19 protein-coding genes are annotated in these 21,223 nt (G+C 36.1%); all 19 read right to left on the reverse strand.

From position 1 onward, the window contains the following. Positions 1-59 precede the first annotated feature (59 nt). A complete protein-coding gene (locus tag AB8S09_RS00430; protein ID WP_294180511.1) occupies positions 60-983 on the reverse strand; it encodes a bifunctional riboflavin kinase/FAD synthetase in 924 nt (307 codons plus the stop codon). Beyond that, positions 980-1,864, reverse strand: coding sequence for a tRNA pseudouridine(55) synthase TruB (gene truB, locus AB8S09_RS00435; protein ID WP_294180656.1), 885 nt, complete (start codon positions 1,862-1,864; stop codon positions 980-982). The genes AB8S09_RS00430 and truB overlap by 4 nt, the downstream gene beginning before the upstream one ends. Next, entirely contained in the window at positions 1,864-2,826 is a 963-nt protein-coding gene (locus AB8S09_RS00440; RefSeq protein WP_294180509.1) for a DHH family phosphoesterase, read from the reverse strand. Before AB8S09_RS00440 ends, truB begins: the two co-directional genes overlap by 1 nt. Further along, positions 2,813-3,178, reverse strand: coding sequence for a 30S ribosome-binding factor RbfA (gene rbfA, locus AB8S09_RS00445; protein WP_294180507.1), 366 nt, complete (start codon positions 3,176-3,178; stop codon positions 2,813-2,815). The genes AB8S09_RS00440 and rbfA overlap by 14 nt, the downstream gene beginning before the upstream one ends. Before the next feature lie 19 nt (positions 3,179-3,197). After that, on the reverse strand, positions 3,198-5,246 hold the full coding sequence (infB, locus tag AB8S09_RS00450; protein ID WP_294180505.1) for a translation initiation factor IF-2: 2,049 nt from the start codon (positions 5,244-5,246) through the stop codon (positions 3,198-3,200). Between the two features lie 97 nt (positions 5,247-5,343). Further along, complete coding sequence (gene rnpM, locus AB8S09_RS00455) at positions 5,344-5,610, reverse strand: RNase P modulator RnpM (RefSeq protein WP_294180504.1); 267 nt, start codon at positions 5,608-5,610, stop codon at positions 5,344-5,346. A 13-nt stretch (positions 5,611-5,623) separates the two neighbouring features. Beyond that, on the reverse strand, positions 5,624-6,694 hold the full coding sequence (nusA, locus tag AB8S09_RS00460; RefSeq protein WP_294180502.1) for a transcription termination factor NusA: 1,071 nt from the start codon (positions 6,692-6,694) through the stop codon (positions 5,624-5,626). 18 nt (positions 6,695-6,712) lie between these two features. Continuing rightward, positions 6,713-7,177, reverse strand: coding sequence for a ribosome maturation factor RimP (rimP, locus tag AB8S09_RS00465; RefSeq protein ID WP_294180501.1), 465 nt, complete (start codon positions 7,175-7,177; stop codon positions 6,713-6,715). A 244-nt stretch (positions 7,178-7,421) separates the two neighbouring features. Beyond that, positions 7,422-11,741 carry a PolC-type DNA polymerase III gene (locus AB8S09_RS00470; RefSeq protein ID WP_294180500.1) on the reverse strand — a complete coding sequence of 1,440 codons (4,320 nt, stop codon included), beginning with the start codon at positions 11,739-11,741 and terminating at the stop codon, positions 7,422-7,424. Positions 11,742-11,823: 82 nt separating this feature from the next. Beyond that, complete coding sequence (gene ispG, locus AB8S09_RS00475) at positions 11,824-12,873, reverse strand: flavodoxin-dependent (E)-4-hydroxy-3-methylbut-2-enyl-diphosphate synthase (RefSeq protein WP_294180498.1); 1,050 nt, start codon at positions 12,871-12,873, stop codon at positions 11,824-11,826. Positions 12,874-12,904: 31 nt separating this feature from the next. After that, positions 12,905-13,915: an RIP metalloprotease RseP gene (gene rseP, locus AB8S09_RS00480; protein ID WP_294180496.1), complete on the reverse strand. Its 1,011-nt coding sequence runs from the start codon at positions 13,913-13,915 to the stop codon at positions 12,905-12,907. A gap of 24 nt (positions 13,916-13,939) precedes the next feature. After that, positions 13,940-15,097: a 1-deoxy-D-xylulose-5-phosphate reductoisomerase gene (locus AB8S09_RS00485; RefSeq protein ID WP_294180494.1), complete on the reverse strand. Its 1,158-nt coding sequence runs from the start codon at positions 15,095-15,097 to the stop codon at positions 13,940-13,942. 121 nt (positions 15,098-15,218) lie between these two features. After that, positions 15,219-16,019, reverse strand: a complete 801-nt coding sequence (locus AB8S09_RS00490; protein WP_294180492.1) for a phosphatidate cytidylyltransferase — start codon at positions 16,017-16,019, stop codon at positions 15,219-15,221. Positions 16,020-16,070: 51 nt separating this feature from the next. Further along, positions 16,071-16,835 carry an undecaprenyl pyrophosphate synthase gene (uppS, locus tag AB8S09_RS00495; protein WP_294180490.1) on the reverse strand — a complete coding sequence of 255 codons (765 nt, stop codon included), beginning with the start codon at positions 16,833-16,835 and terminating at the stop codon, positions 16,071-16,073. Between the two features lie 68 nt (positions 16,836-16,903). After that, complete coding sequence (gene frr / locus AB8S09_RS00500) at positions 16,904-17,461, reverse strand: ribosome recycling factor (RefSeq protein WP_294180488.1); 558 nt, start codon at positions 17,459-17,461, stop codon at positions 16,904-16,906. Positions 17,462-17,479: 18 nt separating this feature from the next. Next, positions 17,480-18,193, reverse strand: coding sequence for a UMP kinase (gene pyrH, locus AB8S09_RS00505; RefSeq protein WP_294180487.1), 714 nt, complete (start codon positions 18,191-18,193; stop codon positions 17,480-17,482). A 103-nt stretch (positions 18,194-18,296) separates the two neighbouring features. Next, positions 18,297-19,217 (reverse strand): translation elongation factor Ts, encoded by a 921-nt coding sequence (gene tsf, locus AB8S09_RS00510; RefSeq protein ID WP_294180485.1) that lies wholly within the window; start codon positions 19,215-19,217, stop codon positions 18,297-18,299. A gap of 125 nt (positions 19,218-19,342) precedes the next feature. Beyond that, a complete protein-coding gene (gene rpsB, locus AB8S09_RS00515; protein ID WP_294180484.1) occupies positions 19,343-20,050 on the reverse strand; it encodes a 30S ribosomal protein S2 in 708 nt (235 codons plus the stop codon). 157 nt (positions 20,051-20,207) lie between these two features. Next, positions 20,208-20,984, reverse strand: coding sequence for a GTP-sensing pleiotropic transcriptional regulator CodY (codY, locus tag AB8S09_RS00520; RefSeq protein WP_294180481.1), 777 nt, complete (start codon positions 20,982-20,984; stop codon positions 20,208-20,210). Between the last annotated feature and the right edge of the window lie 239 nt (positions 20,985-21,223).

The raw sequence follows: 21,223 nt of genomic DNA on the forward strand, positions 1-21,223 counted from the left end.
TAAGGATCACGTCTGTAATTATAGCAAATAAACTCAATATTGTAAATTAATTTTTAAAATTAATTCTCATTTTTTTTATTTACGTACATTTTATCCATCTCCAGCTGCTGGGCCAATTCAGCCAAACTATTGAATTTTACCTCGTCTCTTATTCTTTCAATAAAATATATTTTTATATTTTTACCATATATATCTCCCTCAAAACCCAGCATATTGGTTTCAATGCTGAGTTTATTGTCATAAGTAGTAGGGTTATATCCTACATTGGTTATACCCTTGAATATTTTTCCATCAAATTCAACCATAGTATAGTATACTCCGCCTTTTGGTATTACGAATTTCTTATCATAATCCAGGTTCACCGTAGGAAATCCCAATTTTCTTCCAAGTTCCTTCCCATGCATTACCCTGCCCTGTATCATAAAGGGTCTTGTTAAAAGTTTACTTACCTTTCCCATATCTCCTTCGTCAGCTATAATGGTTCTTATAATTGAACTGCTAACCACATGTCCCTTATATTTTACAGAATCAATGACATTTAAATGGAACTCATATTTTTTGCTCAACTTCCTCAATAAATCCACGTCTCCCAAATTCTTATATCCAAATCTGTAGTTGAAACCAACTACAAAACCCTTTGCCCTGTAATTATTCAAAAGGTTGACTACAAAATCCTCAGGACCTATTTTCATGAATTCCCTATTGAAGTTTACCATGTTTATTATATCCAGTCCTGCATCTCTCAATACATCTATTTTAGATTGATTATCCATTAAAATCTTAGGCGCCAAATCAGGATTTATAGTCATGAGAGGATGATTTTTAAATGTAAACACCATGCTCTCTGCCCCACTGCTCCTAGCAAGCTCTATTGTTTTATTTATAAGGCGCATATGACCCAGATGGAGTCCATCAAAACTTCCCAACGCTATATATGTATTTTCCCTAAAATGTTCTTTAAAATTATCTTCCATAACTTTCATAATCGATTACTCCTAATAAATAGCTTAACCATTTTAAACTCAACGGTCCTATAAATGCCCAGACCTACAAATTCATTTTTATATATATATACTCTGTACAATCTATTTTTCGATATCTTATCTAAAAACATTCTGTCCGCTATTGGAATACCATTTAAGACATTTTTTATATACACATCCTCCAGGTTGACTGCGGGATACTGTGTAAGCGCAGTATCTACAGGAGCAATATATTGCAGTATATTTTCCCTATTTAAGTCTTTCAAATCAATTGAATCCGAAATATGAAAATTTCCAGTAGATGTCCTCTTTAAGCTCCACATGACAGCACCGCAATTTAACCTATCTCCAATATCATTGCAAAGACTTCTTATGTAAGTCCCCTTAGAACATCTTACTTCAAATATCACATAAGGTAAATCCATATTCAAAATTTTTATAGAATATATATTTATCTTTCTCTTTTTCCTCTCCACTTCTATTCCCTGTCTTGCCAAATCGTAGAGTCTTTTCCCGTTCACTTTTATGGCAGAATACATGGGAGGAATCTGTTCTATTTCTCCCTCAAAGCTCAAAATGACATCTTCTACGTCTTTTTCACTCAAATCAAAATCTAAAATTTCCAGTACAGTGCCTTCTCTATCGTAAGTATCCGTCCTTATTCCAAGTTTCATGCAAGTTAAATACACCTTTTCATCTTTCATTATATAGTCCACAAATTTAGTGGCCCCACCTAAACACAATGGCAGTACTCCTGAAGCAATTGGATCAAGAGTGCCTGCATGGCCTACTTTCCTGATTTTCGACAAATGCCTGACTTTCCTAACTACATCAAAGGATGTAATACCTTCAGGCTTATTTATATTAAAAACACCATCCATCATGCAAACTCTTTTTCAACTTCCTTCAATATCATATCTCCTGCTTCATCCATGGACTTTCCCTCAATTTTAAGGCCGCTTGCCCTTAAATGACCTCCACCGTTAAATATTTCCGCTATCTTTCTCACGTCCACTTTCGATTTTGATCTAAGGCTTGCCTTTATTCCATCCTCTACCTGTTTCAGCAGGATTCCCACTTCCACCGTATCTATCTTCATGCCGATATTTACAATATCAGAAGTATCAATTTCAGAACCCATACCAACTTCTGAAAGCATATCCTGGGTAATCCTCATAATGCAGATCTTATCTCCTATAAGTTCCATACCGTCAATTGCTCTACCATAAAGCTTTATTCTCTGGAACTTTTTATTTTCAAAAATAATCCTGTGAATTTCACTGAAATCTATACCTGTATTTATCAAATCACCTGCTATGGCATGAGTTACCGCAGTAGTAGAGCTGTATTTAAAAGAACCACTGTCCGTAATTATAGATGTATAAAGACATTCCGCTATATTTTTATCTATCTCCACATCCATCAGTTTAAGAACCTGATATACTATTTCCGCTACAGCAGCTGCATTCGTATCCACATAATTAAAATTTCCATAGAGCTCGTTTGTTGCATGGTGATCTATATTTATTATTTTACACGATTTGTTTTCAAAATCCAATTCTGCATTTATTCTTTTTACATCCCCACAATCAAGCACTATTACACATTGGACATCCGGTCCCGCTTTGAAATTTTGTCCATTTATTTCCTCGCTGCATGGCAGGAATTCAAAATCCTCCAATACCTTTTCCCTTGAAAGGATTTCAACTTTCTTACCCATTTTCCTTAATCCTTGAAATAATGCCAATGAACTTCCCAGAGCATCCCCATCGGGGGAGGAATGAAAAGTAATTGCAATATTGTCAGAATTCTTTATCTTATTGACTATATCATTCATTATCATGCTTTTCATTCTCCTTTATCTTGTGAAGAATGCTGTCTATGTGCATTCCATATTCTATGGTATCGTCAAGTTTCATAATTATCTCCGGAGTATTCCTCAACTTTATCCTATGCCCGACTTCTCTCCTTATAAATCCCTCTGAATTTTTGAGAGCTTCAAAAGTCTCTTCTTTTGATTTGTTTTTTCCATATATACTCACATAGACTTTAGCGTATTTTTGATCTCTTGTAACATCGACTCTTGTGACGCTCACCATGGCAGTTACCCTCGGATCTTTCACATCATTTCGGATTATGTCACTTATCTCCCTTTTCATCTCTTCATTAATTCTCCCAATTCTATAGTTAGCCACAAAATATCACCTCTTAAATCTATAACTGTTTTTTCCTGACTTCTTTCATAGTATAATCTTCTACTATATCTCCCTCTTTTATGTCATTGAATTTGTCAATGGAAAGTCCACACTCATATCCTTCTGCAACTTCCTTTACATCGTCCTTAAATCTCTTTAGGGAAGCAAGCTCCGATTCAAATACAACTACTCCATCTCTTATCACCCTTGCTTTAGCATTTCTCACCATTTTACCCTGAATCACGTAACAGCCGGCAATGGTTCCTATACTGGATATTTTATAGGTTTGCCTTATCTCCGCTTTGCCAAGTACCACTTCTTTATAATCGGGCTCCAGCATTCCAAGCATAGCAGCCTTTACATCCTCTATGGCATTGTATATGACCCTATAGGTCTTTATATCGACAAATTCTTTTTCAGCAGCATTCTGGGCATTTATATCGGGCCTTACATTGAATCCTATTATTATCGCATTTGAAGCCAGAGCCAAAGTCACATCCGTTTCAGTTATGGCCCCAACAGCGCCATGTATAACCCTTACTTTCACCTCTTCATTGGAAAGATTTTGAAGAGATTGTTTCAGTGCCTCTACTGAACCCTGCACATCTGCCTTTACTATTATATTCAACTCTTTTACTTTTCCCTCTTTTATCTGATTATATAAGTTCTCCAATGAAACTTTATGGGCAGATTGGAGATGTTCTTCTCTTACTTTTTGTTTCCTTTTATTGGCTATTTCCCTTGCGGTCTTTTCATTCTTAACCTGGTGAAATCTATCTCCTGCTTCAGGCACTTCAGAAAGTCCAAGTATTTCCACCGGGATTGAAGGTCCTGCTGATTTAATTTTCTTTCCCTTATCGTCAAACATAGCTCTGACTCTTCCATAGGTATCTCCCACTATTATGGAATCTCCCACATGAAGTGTCCCATTTTGAACCAGTAGGGTGGCTACGGCACCTCTTCCCTTATCCAATCTTGCTTCTATAACAGTTCCCCTGGCATTCCTATGCGGATTTGCCTTCAATTCCTGCATTTCAGCTGTTAAAAGCACCATTTCAAGCAGTGTGTTGATTCCTTCCTTGGTACGTGCAGATACCGGTATACATATGACTTTTCCTCCCCAGTCTTCAGGTACCAAATCATAATCTATGAGTTCCTGCTTTACCTTATCTACATTAGCTCCCGGCCTATCTATCTTATTTATAGCTACAACTATAGGTACATCTGCAGCCTTACAGTGACTTATAGCCTCTGCAGTCTGGGGCATTATTCCATCATCTGCCGCTACTACTAAAATAACTATATCGGTAATCTGAGCTCCTCTGGCCCTCATCGCAGTAAAAGCTTCATGTCCCGGCGTGTCGAGAAAAGTTATTTTTTGACCATTTATAGTAACAGTGTAGGCACCTATATGCTGGGTTATCCCTCCTGCTTCAGTAGCAATTACATTCGACTTTCTTATAGCATCCAAAAGAGAAGTCTTGCCGTGGTCTACATGACCCATAACAGTTATAATAGGAGGCCTTTTTTCCAAATTGATATCGTCATCTTCCTCTTCTTCCTGCTGTTCTACAGCTTCCCTATCTATATTCTTTTCCTTCTTCAGCACGGTTATATCAAATTTTTCACCTAATTTCTGGGCTGTATTAAAATCTATCTCGTCATTTATAGCTGCCATTACTCCCATAAATATAAGCTGCTTGATAACTTCCGTAGATGGCTTACCTATCTTATCTGAAAATTCCTTTACGGTTATGGTATCCTCTATTTTAACGGTCTTCTCCGAATCTTTGTCCTTCAAATTTTTTTCTCTCTTTCTATTACCTTTCTTATTGGATTCTCCGGTACTCTCATCTTTGCTTCTGTACTTATGAGATTTTTTATCATTTTCTCCCCCTTTTTCCTCACTTTCCTCCATAAATTCCTTAATTAAATCCGCATCTTCCTCTTCTATGGCACTCATGTGATTTTTTACTTTTACTCCAAATTCCTCCTGCAGTAATTCAATTAATTTCTTACTGGGTATATTCAATTCTTTAGCCAATTCATAAATTCTTATTTTTGACAAATCCTTCACCTCCGAAACTAAAGTTTCTCATTTTCTCCATAATCTCAGTAAAACTTTCTCTACTTATTATATCTCTCAATAATTTCTTCTGCACATTTTACTCTTTTTCTATCTGTTCCCTAAGCCTGTTATACAAGTCCTCATCTATCTGTACTTCAAGATTTTTCTGAAGTCTGTTGCTCTTGAAAGCTTTTTCAAGGCATTGGATATTTCTACATATATAGGCTCCTCTGCCATTTTTCTTTCCCGTAGGATCCACAAAGACCTCGCCTTCCTTGTTTCTAACTATTCTTATCAACTCTTTTTTAGGTTTTACTTCCATGCAACCTGTACACATTCTCTTGGGTATTTTCTTTTTTTTCATATGACATACACCTCTATTTCTCATCTTCCTTATTCTTTGATTCTATCTGGGATTTACTCTTTATATCTATTTTCCACCCAGTAAGTTTGGCTGCCAATCTCACATTCTGACCTTCCTTGCCTATGGCCAAAGACAGCTGATTGTCGTCTACAACCACCTGTGCGAACTTCATGTTTTCATCCAAATTCACATCCAGAACCTTAGCCGGACTAAGTGCATTAGCTATATACTCCTCTGGAAGCTTACTCCATTTTATTATATCTATTTTTTCATTTTTTAGTTCATTCACTATATTTTGGACCCTTATTCCCTTTGGTCCCACACAAGCTCCCATCGGATCCACATTTTCGTCATTTGAGTGTACGGCAATCTTCGTCCTGGATCCCGCCTCTCTTGCGATGGATTTTATATCCACGGTTCCATCAAATATCTCAGGTACCTCAAGTTCAAACAATCTTTTTATAAGCCCCGGATGTGTCCTTGATATAACGATCTGGGCTCCTTTTGTAGTGTTTTTAACCTCTACAATATACAGCTTAATTTTGTCGTTAAAATTATACTTCTCACCAGGTATTTGTTCATTGGGGCCAAGAACCGCTTCTGTTTTTCCCAAATCAATGAGTACATTGTTTTTATCTTTTCTTATAACAGTTCCCGTTACCATATCCTGTTCCTTCTCCGAGAACTCATTATATATGATTCTTCTCTCTTCCTCTTTTATTCTCTGGATAACGACCTGTTTTGCCGCCTGTGCAGCCACCCTTCCAAATTTTTTCGGAGTAACTTCTATGTTAACCGTATCACCTATATTATAATGTGGATCTATTTTTTTTGCATCCTCCAAACTTATTTCACCGACTTCATCGTTTACTTCTTCAACTACGTTTTTTTGCGAGTATACATGAATCTCTCCATTTTCCCTATCCATAGTAACCTTAACATTTTGGCTGTTTACTCCATGTCCCATGTAATTTTTTTTATAAGCAGCGACAAGTGCATCTTCTATGGTAGCAAACATCAAATCTGCGCTTATCCCTTTTTCCTTAACTATTTCTCTTAAGGCTTCTATAAATTCTTTATTCATTTTAAAATATACCTCCCCTTAGAAATCACCTTTCAGATTTACAGTTGAGATCTTCTCCCTGGGAATACTAGTATTCCCATCTATACAATCAATTTTTAGCTGGTTTTTATCAAATCCTAGAAGTTTTCCCTCATATTTTTTCTTGCCCATTAAAATCCCCCGTATGTTTACTACCACATCACGTCCAATATATCTTTTTAAGTGCTCGTCAGTATAAAGTTTCCTTTCAACACCCGGTGATGAAACCTCCAAATAGTAGGAAACCTTTATGGGATCTTCTCTGTCCAGTATATCACTGACCGTCCTGCTCACCTTCTCACAATCCTGTAATGATATGTTTCCCTGTTCCTTATCTATATATATTCTCAAATAATTATTTTTTCCCTCTTTTTTAAATTCCAGATAATATAGTTCATAACCCAGATTATTGATTGCGGGCCCTACAAATTTTGTAATTTTCCCTACTAAGGCATTTCTGCTCACTTAAAATCCTCCTTTTATTTACACATCTCTATGAAAGATATCTATTTAAAAATATTATTAACTGTTATAATTTAAAAACGCAACTTTCGCTGCGTTTTTTACAAATAGAAAGAGCGGGTTTAAACCCACTCTTAACTGTCATGATAACTTCTGTAGATTTACCATTTTCATTTTAACATACTGTACTTTTTATTTCAAGAAAATTTGCTTATATGCTTATAAATTATAAGTCAAACGGCTCAATTTACACAAACAAGCACAATTGATTTGTTTCAGGCAGTCCCTTTAATGTTCCATATTTATCCAGAGTTTCTATTACGGTTTTGGAAACTTTAGCTCTAATTCTCAAATCCTCCTTTGAAATAAATTCACCTTTTTTCCTGGCCGCCACTATATTTTGAGCAGCATTTTCCCCTACTCCGGGAAGGGAATTTATCGGAATTCTTATACCTTCATCCTCCATTAAAAATCTCGTTGCACTTGATTTATACAAATCCACCTTTAAAAATTTTATTCCTCTTTTATACATCTCATAACATAATTCCAATATGGTAATCAGACCTTTGTCTTTTTGAGTAGCATTATTCCCCAGGGCATACAATTCATCTACCTTTTTCTTTATGGCATCTTCTCCTTGAACAACTATATCCGCATCAAATTCATCAGCACGCACAGTGAAATATGTAGCATAATATGCCTTAGGATAATATACTTTGAAATATGCTATTCTAACCGCCATCATAACATAGGCTACGGCATGACCTTTGGGAAACATGTATTTTATCTTCTTACAGGAATCAATATACCAATTTGGAACACCATGAGCTTTCATTTCCTTCTCATATTCCTCTTTAAGGCCCTTTCCTTTCCTGACTTTTTCCATTATGGTGAAAGATGTTTTGGCAGGAAGACCCTTATGAATCAAATACATCATTATGTCATCTCTGCAGGCTATGCATCCTTTAAGATCTGTATAACCTTCTTTTATATAGTACTGGGCATTGTTTATCCACACATCAGTGCCGTGAGACAACCCGGATATCCTTACCAGGTCCGAAAAAGTTTTAGGATGAGTATCCACCAGCATCTGCCTTACAAATTTGGTTCCAAACTCAGGCAGTCCGTATGTCCCTACAGGGCATCCCAATTCCTCCTTTGTAACTCCGAGTGCATCCGGAGATGTAAACAAGCTCATGACTTTCGGGTCCCCGAGGGGAATACTCTTCGGGTTAACACCTGTTAAATCCTGAAGCATTCTTAACACCGTAGGATCATCATGTCCCAATATATCCAATTTCAGAAGTCTCCCGCTTATTGAATGATAATCAAAATGAGTCGTTATCACATCTGTATCATTGTCATCTGCCGGATGCTGGATAGGTGTGAAATTATATATTTCATTGTCGCTTGGGACTACCATAACTCCTCCAGGATGCTGGCCTGTAGTTCTCTTTATTCCCGTGCATCCCCGCGTGAGCCTTTCTATTTCAGCCTGCGGAACCACTATATCCTTTTCTGATAAATATTTTTTTACATATCCATAAGCAGTTTTTTCAGCTATAGTACCTATGGTACCTGCCCTAAACACGTGGCCCTTTCCAAACAGCACTTCCGTATACTTATGAACTACAGGTTGATATTTTCCTGAAAAATTCAGATCTATATCCGGCTCTTTATCTCCTGAAAATCCCAAAAATGTCTCAAAAGGTATGTCATAACCGTCTTTTCTGAGCTTTTCACCACATTTGGGGCAATTTTTATCCGGCAGATCAGCACCTGCACCTACAGAACCATCCATAAAAAACTCACTATATTTACACTTTGGACAGACATAGTGGGGCGGCAGTCCGTTTACTTCCGTTATATTCGACATAGTTGCAACCAAAGAAGAACCCACCGAGCCCCTTGATCCAACCAAATAGCCATCTTTATAGGATTTTGCCACCAACTTTTCCGCAATCAAATAGAGAACTGCATACCCATTATCTATTATGGAACTCAATTCTCTTTTAAGCCTTTTTTCCACAATTTCAGGAAGTTTTTCTCCATAAACAGAATGTACTTTCTTAAGTGTCATGTCCCTTATCTGCTGTTCCGCTCCCTCAATTTTAGGAGGAAATGTCTCGTCCGGTATGGGCTTTACTTCTCCTATCATATCTGCAATTTTGTTGGTATTTTCAACAACCACTTCTTCCGCCTTTTCCCTGCCCAAATATTCAAATTCAGAAAGCATCTCATCTGTTGTTCTAAAATAAAGAGGAGGCTGATTGTCAGCATCAGAATATCCCTGACCTGACATTATTATGCGCCTGAACACTTCATCCTTGGGATCCATGAAATGCACATCACAGGTAGCCACTACAGGTTTGTTATTCTTTTTTCCCAATTCACATATCTTTCTGTTTATATTTTTCAATTCCTCTTCATCTTTAACAAGCCCTTCTCTTATGAGAAACTGGTTATTTCCTATAGGTTGTATTTCCAAATAATCATAAAAGTCCAGGATATCTTTCAATTCTTCATCGCTTTTGCCGCTGAGTATTTCCCTGTACACCTGTCCTGCCTCACAGGCACTTCCTATTATGAGCCCATCTCTATACTTCATTATCAGACTTTTGGGCATTCTGGGCTTTTTGTAAAAATAATTCAAATGAGATTCCGATACAAGTTTATATAAATTTTTAAGTCCCTTTTGATTTTTAACCAATATTATAAGATGATACATATTTTGTTTTTTTACATCTATGTTGCTCAAAAATTCTCTGTTCAAGTCTCCTAAATTGAATATTCCCCTTTCTCTTAAAAGTTTAAAACATTTTAAAAGTATGTCACAGGTGGCCCCTGCATCATCAACTGCTCTATGGTGGTTCTCAAGGGATACCCCCAGATGCTTCGCCACTATATTCAGCTTGAATTTTTTAAGTTCCGGAAACAAAAATTTACAGAGAGGGATGGTATCCATGACAGGATTCCCAAATTTTAAATTCAGATCGCCGCAGTTCTTTTTTATAAATCCCACATCAAAACTGGCATTATGGGCTACCACCACAGAATCTCCTATAAATTCCATGAATTTAGGCAGTATTTTACTTATACCAGGGGATTTATACACCATTTCATCAGTAATTCCCGTGAGTTCTACGATACGCTGGGGTATAGCTTTTCCGGGATTTACAAATTCGCTGAATCTGTCTACCACTTTTCCCTTTTTTACCTTCACAGCCCCTATTTCTATTATGCTGTCATTTATGCTGGAAAATCCTGTGGTTTCAATATCAAAAACCACATAAGCATCCTCCAGAGTTCTTTCATCTCCATTTATAGCAATAGGTATCCCATCATCCACCAGATAGGATTCTATACCATATATAACTTTGATGTTGTTTTTTTGGGCAGCTTCCATAGCCTCCGGATAAGCCTGAACAACTCCATGATCCGTTATGGCAATAGCCCTATGGTTCCATCTGGCTGCCCTCTCAACAAGACTAGATGCAGAATTAACTGCATCCATGGCACTCATCTGGGTATGTACATGAAGCTCAACTCTCTTTTTAGGTGCATTATCCAGTTTTTCAACTTTCTTGACTTTGACTATGTCCCTGGCAATTACAGTCAGCTCTCTGGCATAAATGTCGTTTATAACTTCCCCTCTGACCATGCAAAACAGACCTTCTTTTACCTCATCTATTATTCTGTCCGTATCTTTAGGCTTTGGAAAAAGTTTTACAATAATAGAACTGGTATAGTCCGTTATATAGAAAGCAATTATTTTCCTTCCAGTTTTGGTTTCTATAATCTCCCTTTTGAATATCTCGCCCTTTATAATAATTGATCTGGAAATTTCTGTTATACTGCGTATGTCGGTAATATCACCTCTTATGCTCCTACCAAATATAACATTACCGCCGCTGGACACAGTTTCTCTATGTGAGTTTCCACCGTATTTCTTATTTTGTCTGTACCTCTGTATATTATCGGAATTTTCATTTTTCACATTTTTACAATTTAAAATATCCGCTATATACTTTTTTTCTTTTTTTTCACTTTCCTCCAAATAATTCTCTACGTTTAATTTCTCATCATAATTTAATGTTATGGAACAATTCACACCAAATATATCGCTTATACCTTTCCCCATAAGCTTTTCTATACCTTTATTTTTCAAAAATCCACATATGAACTCATTTCCGCTAAAAATTTCAATTGCATCATTTTCTACTTTTCTAGGGGACTTTAGTAAAAATTCCTTACAAACAGGTATATAAGAACTTATGACATCCACCAATTGAATCCAATAATTCTCACTTATCTCTTTCAAGGATACATTTGATATATCCCTATAACATATGAGATCAACATTAAAAGAACTTCCGAGTTTTTTATTTATTATATTTTTTATCCTATTTTGTATTTCCTGATTTAAGTTTTCTCTGGATTTTACTACTACCTTCAACTTATTGCTTTTTTTCAAGTACTGTATTTTCAAAAGTTCTATATTCTCTTCCAAACTATTACCATTACAGTTAAAGTCCCTCTGTAAAGTTTTGACAACATCAAGGCTCATTCCCAAAATACCCCCTTTATACAATTAGCAATGTACAATTGACAATGTACAGTTAGCAATGTACAGTTGACAAGGCAGATAATCAAATTTTATCTATTTCCTCCATAAGTGCCTCTACCAAATCCTCTTCTCTAACTTTCCTGATTATCTTTCCCTTTTTGAATATAAGCCCCTCTCCTTTGCCTCCTGCTATACCTATGTCAGCTTCTCTGGCTTCTCCAGGACCGTTTACTGCACATCCCATAACAGCTATTTTTATATTCTTATGGACATTTGAAAGCCTAGTCTCCACCTCTTTGGCTATACCAATCAAATCAATTTCCGTTCTGCCGCAGGTTGGGCAAGATATAAATTCAATTCCCTCTTTCAGAAGGCCACAGGATTTTAATATTTCTTTTCCAGCCTTTACTTCTTCTATCGGATCTCCGGTAAGAGATACTCTTATGGTGTCTCCTATGCCTTCCATTAAGAGAGTTCCTATTCCAACAGCTGATTTTATAGTTCCTCTCCAAACAGTGCCTGCTTCAGTTACCCCCAAATGCAGGGGATAATCTACAATTCCGGATATTTCCCTATAGCTTTCCACCATCTGAGTAACATCAGAGGATTTTATGGATATGACTATATTGTAAAATCCTACATTTTCCAATATCCGTACATGTTCCAATGCACTTTCCACCAGAGCTTTGGCACATACACCTCCGTATTTATTCAGAATATCCTTTTTTAAGGAACCGGAATTCACTCCTATTCTAATGGGAATTTTCATTTTTTCAGCTTCCGCAGCCACTTCTCTCACCTTATATGCATCACCAATGTTTCCGGGATTTATTCTAAGAGCTGAAACACCATTGTCCATGGAACCAAGAGCTAATTTGTAGTCGAAATGTATATCTGCCACAAGTGGTACATCCACCTTTTTAATGATTTTTTTAAGTGCACTGCAGGCTTCTTTATCCGGAACAGCACATCTCACTATATCACAGCCATTTCTCTTCAGTTCATCTATCTGGGCCACTGTAGTTTCCACATCTCTCGTGTCCGTATTAGTCATAGACTGCACTGCTACAGGAAAATTTCCTCCTATAAATATATCTCCTATTTTCACCTTTCTAGTTTTTAGCCTATTCACTTGTTTCACCCCCGGATGATAATTTGATTTTCTAAAATTGTACAGGATAAAGTATATCTTTTATGGTTACAACTACCATAAGAGCCATAAGTATGGCAAAGCCCACATAATTTATCATTCCAACTTTATTATCGTCTACTCTTCTTCCGGTTATTATTTCAAACAAAAACAAAATTATATATCCTCCGTCCAATGCCGGAAAAGGTATTACATTAAATATGGCAAGTTGTATACTTATATAGGCAGAAAAAGCAAGCAAACTCATTATACCGGCTTTGGCCGCTGCACCAGAAATCTTTATTATGGTTACAGGACCTCCCACATCATTCATAGAAGCTTTGCCCCTAAACAAAATCTTGAAAAAAGTAAATGTCTGCTTTATCAGTGACTTGGTTTCTATGAATCCATAGGATATGGACTGACCGATATTAGGACTGGTTACCATGGTACCTTCTATTCCAACCATATATCTGTTTTCCTTTTTGTCTTTTATAGGGGTTAATCTAGCACGGCTCAAGGTTCCTTGCCTTTCATAAGTTATATTAATGGGATTTCCCTCTGCAGTATATACTTCAGTTACAAAATCCTGCCAAGTTGAAATTTTAGAATTATTTACCCTGACTATCCTATCTCCTGCTTTAATGCCTGCCACAGCTGCCGGTTCATTTGAAATTGTACTTTTTACCACCGGTGATACATATCCCCTGGCAGAAGCTATGATTGAAAACAAAATAATTCCCAGTATAAAGTTCATTATAGGTCCCGCTATTACAACGCTGAGTTTTCTTCCGGGACTCTTGTTGTTGAACGCTCTTGGATCTTCACTTTTGCCCTCATCCCCAAGCATCCTTACATAACCACCAATAGGAAGCAGCTTTATTAAATATTCAGTTTCCCCTCCTTTTATTCCAAAAAGTTTGGGACCCATACCTACAGAAAACTCTTCTACCTTTACCCCATTTAGTTTTGCCATTATAAAATGTCCGAATTCATGAACTATAATCAATAGTCCAAAGGCAATTATAGCTGCTATTATATACAAAATTATTCCTCCCAATCACATTTCTTATTTACCGAATTTAGTTTTTACATATTCTTTGACTTTTATTTCTATATAAAGTAAATCCTTTAATTCAAAATCATCTTTAGAAGAAAATTTATTCATACATTCCTCCACTATACAACTTATATCCAAAAATTTAATTTTGTTTAAAAGGAAAAGCTTCACAGCTTCTTCATCTGCACAATTTAAGATAGCAGGCATGGTTCCTCCGATCTTTCCTGCCTCATAGGCCAACTTCAATGACCTGAAGGTATCTATATCGGGTTTCTCGAAAGTCAACTTTTTCAAATTATAAAAGTCCAATTTGTCCACTGCGGCATTTCCCCTTTTAGGATAATTCAGGGCATATTGAATCGGGAGCCTCATATCCGTGCTTGCAAGTTGTGCTATGACACTTCCATCTCTGTACTCCACCATGGAATGGACTATACTTTCAGGGTGAATTACCACTTTTATTTTCTCATAAGGGAAATCAAAAAGCCAGTGTGCTTCTATAACTTCTAGACCCTTGTTCATAAGAGTAGCAGAGTCTACAGTTGTTTTTTTCCCCATGCACCAGTTTGGATGCCTAAGTGCCTGTTGTACAGTGACATTTAAAAGTTCTTCTCTCCCTCTTCCTCTAAAAGGTCCGCCGGAAGCAGTTATGATAAGTTTTCCTACATCACTGTGCTTATTTCCCTGAAGGCACTGAAAAATAGCACTGTGTTCTGAATCCACAGGTATCAGATTCACATTGTTCTTTTTTGCAAGTTCTGTAACAAGCTTTCCCCCTACCACAAGAGTTTCCTTGTTGGCCAATGCTATATCCTTTCCCGACTCAATGCCCTTTATAGTTGGAATAAGTCCCGACATCCCAACTATAGAGGTAACCACCATGTCAACTTGAGGCAAACTTGCTATAGTGTTCAATCCTTCCTTGCCAAATAATATTTTTAAACTGACATTTTCGTTTTTAAAGTATTCTCTAAATTTTAAATAAGCTTCCCTTTCAGTCAGTACTGCATAGGAAGGCCTAAATTCCTTTACTATTTTCAGAAGTCTTTCAAAATTACTATTTGCAGATACTCCAATAAGCTGAAAGTTTTCTCTATCTTTTCTCAATACATCCAGGGTTTGAGTTCCTATAGAGCCCGTAGCCCCAAGTATTGAAATTTTTTTCATAAATAACAACTCCTTATTTTAAATCATACCAAAAATTGAATTGGATTTTAACATGATCAACTATACCATATTTACCCTATAAAATAAATAATAGAGAAGCATATAAAATATACTTCTCTTACTAAATAGACACTATAAACATTAAATAATATAATATTACTACCCCTGAAAAAAGTATGCTGTCAAATCTATCCAGTATACCGCCGTGTCCAGGTATTAAATTGCTGTAATCTTTTACTTTTGCAGATCTTTTTATTGTAGAAGCAGCCAGATCACCGAATTGGCATAAAACTCCGGACAGCACCCCCATTATAGTATAATGATGCAGTGCAATGGGTACGCCTTTTCTTATGGCAAACAATCCAAACAGTGTACAGATAATTATACTTCCCAATATTCCCCCGATGGATCCCTCTACGGTTTTTTTGGGGCTCACTTTTGGGCAAAGTTTCCTCCTTCCCAAAAATCTACCTGTATAATAGGCTGCCGTATCACACACCCAGGCAGATATGAATATAATCCACACAAGATAATTTCCATAGGACATATTATTTACCAAAACCACAGAACTAAAAAATACGGCCACATATAAAAAGCCAAATAAAGTACACGCTATGTCTATGAAATCATAATCCGGATTCAAAACAGGAATGCACAATAACAGGAATATTGAAATCAGTACAATAAAAAATATAAATTTATAGTTTATTCCCCTATTCACTGCCATGATATAATATGCTATACACATCAAATATCCTATTATATTTACAGTATTTATACCTTTTTTTCTTACAACTTTGTAAAATTCATACATTCCCATAATTGAAAGAATCATAATACCATATTTCAAATAAATTCCGCCTAAAAACAAAATCAGAATAAAGGGTATGAGTGTAGCTGCCCCTAAATACCTGTTACTCACTTATCCACCTCCACAATATGTAATTTTCAATTTACAATTTACAATTAAGTACTATTTTATTCCTCCAAACCTTCTATCTCTGTTTTGATAATCATAAATAGCCCTATAGAGATGTTTTTTCCTAAAATCCGGCCATTTTATATTTGAATACCAAAATTCGGAATAAGCACACTGCCATAAGAGAAAATTGCTCAGGCGCTGTTCTCCGCTTGGTCTTATTATAAGATCGGGATCAGGCATATCTTTAGTATACATATAATTCGATATCATATTCTCATTTATATCCTTTTCACTTATTTTACCCAATTTTATATCTTTATACATAAGCTTAAAAGCTCTGGTTATCTCAGCCCTACCCCCATAGTTCAATGCCAGATTCAGTGTCAATCCAGTGTTATTTTTAGTATCTTTATGGGACGCAATAAGCTCTCTCTGACATATAGTCGGTAATTTAGATATATCTCCAATATAATTTATTATCACATTATTATCATTCAATTCTTTAAATTCTTTCTTCAGATATTCTGCGAGGAGGCTCATAAGTGCACTTACCTCATCCACAGGCCTTTTCCAATTTTCAGTTGAAAATACATAAAGTGTAAGATATTTCACCTTCAAGGTACTGCATTCTTTTACAATCTCTCTTACAGCCTCTACTCCTGCCTTGTGCCCCGCCACTCTGGGTAGATTTCTCTCCTTGGCCCATCTCCCATTTCCGTCCATTATAATAGCTATATGTTTGGGAATATTATTCAAATCAATAGATATATCTTCATTTTCACGTTCTCTCTGACTATTATTAAAAAATTTTAACATAGATATGTCTCCATTCATTAAAATCACTTGATAAAAAACCTGATATATGGCAGGCCTTTAAAATTTTATTATAATGACATAACTTCCCTTTCCTTTTTTTCAACTATATCATCTATATCTTTTATAAATCTGTCAGTTTTCTTTTGTATCTCAGCTTCAGCTTTTTTTATTTCATCTTCCGAAATATCATTTTCTTTCTTAAGTTCCTTAAATTTGTCATTGCCGTCTCTTCTCACTGACCTTATAGCCACTTTGGAATTTTCCCCTGATCTCTTTATTTTTTTAACCAGTTCCCTTCTGGTTTCTTCCGTCAACTCAGGTATAACAAGTCTTATAACCTCTCCATCATTGGATGGATTTATACCTAAATCGGATTTTAATATTGCCTTTTCGATAGCTTTTAATGCATTTTTATCCCATGGTTGTATCACAAGCATCCTGGCTTCCGGAACAGATATATTTCCCATCTGATTTATGGGAGTCATTTTCCCGTAATATTCTGCCTCTATCCTGTCCAATATAGCAGGGTTAGCTCTTCCAGCTTTCATTGAAGCTAGTTCTCTTTTCAAAGATTCTATAGTTTTCCCCATTTTTCTGTCTGCATCCTTCAAAGTATCTTTAATCATACAAAATACCTCCTCATTTTATTTTTTACAAACAATAGTGCCAATTTTTTCTCCAGCCACGATTTTTCTTATGTTTTCCGGATTATCCAGACCAAATACTAAAATAGGTATATTGTTGTCCATACAAAGGGATGTAGCTGTAGAATCCATTACCTGAAGTCCCTTTTCAAGCACTTCAATATAAGTCAATTTGTCAAATTTTTTTGCATCACTGTACTTATGTGGATCTTTGTCATACACACCATCCACTTTTTTAGCAAGAAGTATAACATCTGCTTCTATTTCCGCCGCCCTGAGTGATGCCGTAGTATCTGTCGAAAAATAAGGATTCCCAGTACCTGCTGCAAATATGACAACTCTGTTTTTTTCCAAGTGTCTCATTGCGCGTCTCCTTATAAACGGCTCAGCCACTTCTCTCATCTCTATAGCTGTCTGCACTCTGGTTGTCACTCCTAAATTTTCAAGTGAATCCTGAAGTGCCAGTGCATTTATACATGTAGCAAGCATTCCCATATAATCGGCTGTTGTCCTGTCCATTCCTATTCCACTTCTGCCTCTCCATATATTTCCACCGCCAACTACAATTCCCACTGACACTCCCATAGCCACGATTTCCTTTATTTCAATGGATATATTTTTCATTACATTAAAATCTATTCCATAACCCTTTTTCCCTGCAAGAGCTTCCCCTGAAAGTTTAAGCATTATTCTCCTGTATTTAGCTGAACTCATATATATTATACCTCCAAATTATCATAAGTGAAACTTAAAACTCAAAATTTACAAATTTTCACATTCTAAAAAAAGAGAACACCCAGTGTTCTCTTTTCAGCAACTATTTACCTTCCATCTGTTTACGAACTTCCTCGGCAAAATCTTCCTTCTTTTTCTCTATTCCTTCACCTTTTTCAAATCTGACAAAATCAGAAACTTTTATTGGTGCTCCAATTTCCCTGGATTTGCTCTTAACATACTTATCAATAGTAAAATCGGAATCTTTGACCCAAATCTGTTCAATCAAACAGTTCTCTTTATAATATTTTTTAATTTTTCCATTGATGATCCTATCCACAATTTTTTCAGGTTTTCCCTCATTCAATGCCTGAGCTCTATATATGTCTTTTTCCTTATTTAAAGTAGCATCATCCACAGAATCTCTATTCAAAAACAATGGATTTGTAGCAGCTGCCTGCATAGCCACATCTTTCGCAACTTCCTCTAAAATTTCGTTCTGTTTGTCACATTCCAGTTTTACCAGAACTCCTATTCTACCGCCGCCGTGGATGTAGCTTCCAATCAGTCCATCCGAAACAGAAAACTTTCTAAATCTTCTAACAGCCATATTCTCCCCTAATTTTGAGATTAAGGCTATTAATGTCTCTTTAACAGTTTTACTGTCATCCGCCCTATACTTCTCTTCAAGTAGTTCTTCCACAGTAGAAGAATTAGACTCAATTATCTGCTTTGATAAATTGTCTACAAAGTTTACAAAATCTGAATTCACTGCTACAAAATCAGTTTCACAATTTACTTCCACTATCGATGCAGTCTTTCCATCTTCTGAAACATAGGTTTTAACCAATCCTTCAGCCGCTATCCTGCCGGATTTTTTGGCTGCAGCAGATAACCCTTTTTCCCTCAATATTTCAACGGCTTTTTCAGCATCACCATTGGCTTCCTGCAAAGCTTTTTTGCAGTTCATCATTCCTGCTCCAGTTCTTTCTCTCAGTTCTTTCACCATTTGTGCAGTTATCATAAATATATTCCGCTATTTTCAAAAAAACTACAAACCATGGAATTACACATCAAGCCCACTAAGCTCACCTTATTCCAAATAGCGGTTTTTTCAACTCCTCTCATATCTGTATTTGATCCTAAAATCTATTCTTCTTCTGCTAACTGTTCTCCCTGTCTTCCTTCCATTACAGCATCCGCTACTTTAGAAGTAATCAATTTAACAGCCCTTATAGCATCATCATTACCTGGTACGACATAATCTATCTCATCAGGATCACAATTTGTATCAACTATAGCTATCACAGGGATTCCCAAGATCTTAGCCTCTGATATAGCATTTTTTTCTTTTCTCGGATCTACAACAAATAATGCTCCCAAATTTTTAGCATCCATATTCTTGATTCCGCCCAAATTTTTCTCTAGTTTTTCCTTGGTATTTTTTAGCTTTATAACTTCTTTTTTAGGAAGAACCTCAAATGTACCGTCCTCTTCCATTTTTTCCAGTTCCTCTAATCTTCCTATCCTGGTCTTTATAGTAACGAAATTAGTGAGCATACCGCCAAGCCACCTGTTGTTCACATAATACATATTGCATCTTTTTGCCTCTTCCTCAATAGCTTCCTGGGCCTGCTTCTTCGTGCCTATAAACAGTATATCCTTTCCTTCCGCCGTAATTTCCTTTATGAACTCATAAGCTTCCTCAATTTTCTTCACCGTTTTCTGCAAATCTATTATATAGATTCCATTTCTCTCCGTAAAAATATAGGGAGCCATTTTAGGATTCCATCTTCTTGTTTGATGTCCAAAATGGACACCTGCTTCCAGTAATTGTTTCATAGAAATAATCGACATTTATTTTCCCTCCTAGGTTTTTACCTCCATTATCCTCATATTCACAAACTACCTAAAGGCACCTTATTATGAATTAGATAATGTGTGTATTTTACTACCTTTTGTAGTATATCATAACAATTCCGTCTATTCAACAAAAAAACCAATTTAATTCCTGCTACTTTATTTTTTTCAATTCATCCAGTAATTTATCATTTAATATTTTGATATGAGTTCCCTTCATTCCAAGTGATCTGGATTCTATAATTCCAGCACTTTCAAACTTTCTCAGCGCATTTACAATTACAGATCTGGTTATTCCAACTTTATCTGCTATTTTAGAAGCTACCAGCAAACCTTCATTTCCGTCCAATTCACTAAATATATGTTCTACTGCTTCCAATTCTGAATAAGAAAGTGTTCCAATTGCCAGCTGAACTACAGCTTTTTTTCTAGCTTCCTCTTCCATCTCGTTATTTTTAGACCTTAATATCTCAAGTCCTATTATAGTAGCACTATATTCTGCCAGTACGAGATCCTCATCCACAAATTTTTGTCCAAAACTTGCTAACAGCAGCGTTCCCAGTCTTTCTCTATTTCCAACTATGGGAACTATAGTTGTAATTTTATTATCTAGGTTGCAGGGACTTCCATCTTCAAATACACAAACTCCATGATTGGATAGATTTGGAATAGTTTCACGGGCATTTAATAATTTATTATTATAATGTTCAGGGAATCTCATCTCACTAATTACCTTGTCTTTAACAGTATCACATTCAAAACCATCTGGAAAATCATATCCCAATATTTTTCCTTTTCTACTTATAATATAAACATTACAGCCTAAAACCTCGCTTAATAACTTACATATATCATCAAAGACTACCGGTTCTGTTCCTGATTTTTGTAATATCTTATTCAATTTCCTTGTTTTGTTCAATAGTGTTGTCATTTATAATCCTCCTTGTATCTACTAATTTTATTTGTTCTACGACAAATGCTGCGATTCCAATCCATCATATTTTAGATTATTTGAGACTCCACATGGCTAACGCCAGTAGGTTCTTATATACTAAACTTCCAATACATCACAAGTGACATAAAGATCAGCCTATTTCTATAAGACTTTCACTATCTAAGAATACCTGTGCATCCATCAACGATAGTATCAGGCTCATCTCAAAACCCTGT

It is taken from the genome of Clostridium lapidicellarium (assembly GCF_041224415.1).
Classification (GTDB): Bacteria; Bacillota; Clostridia; order Clostridiales; family Clostridiaceae; genus Clostridium_B; species Clostridium_B lapidicellarium.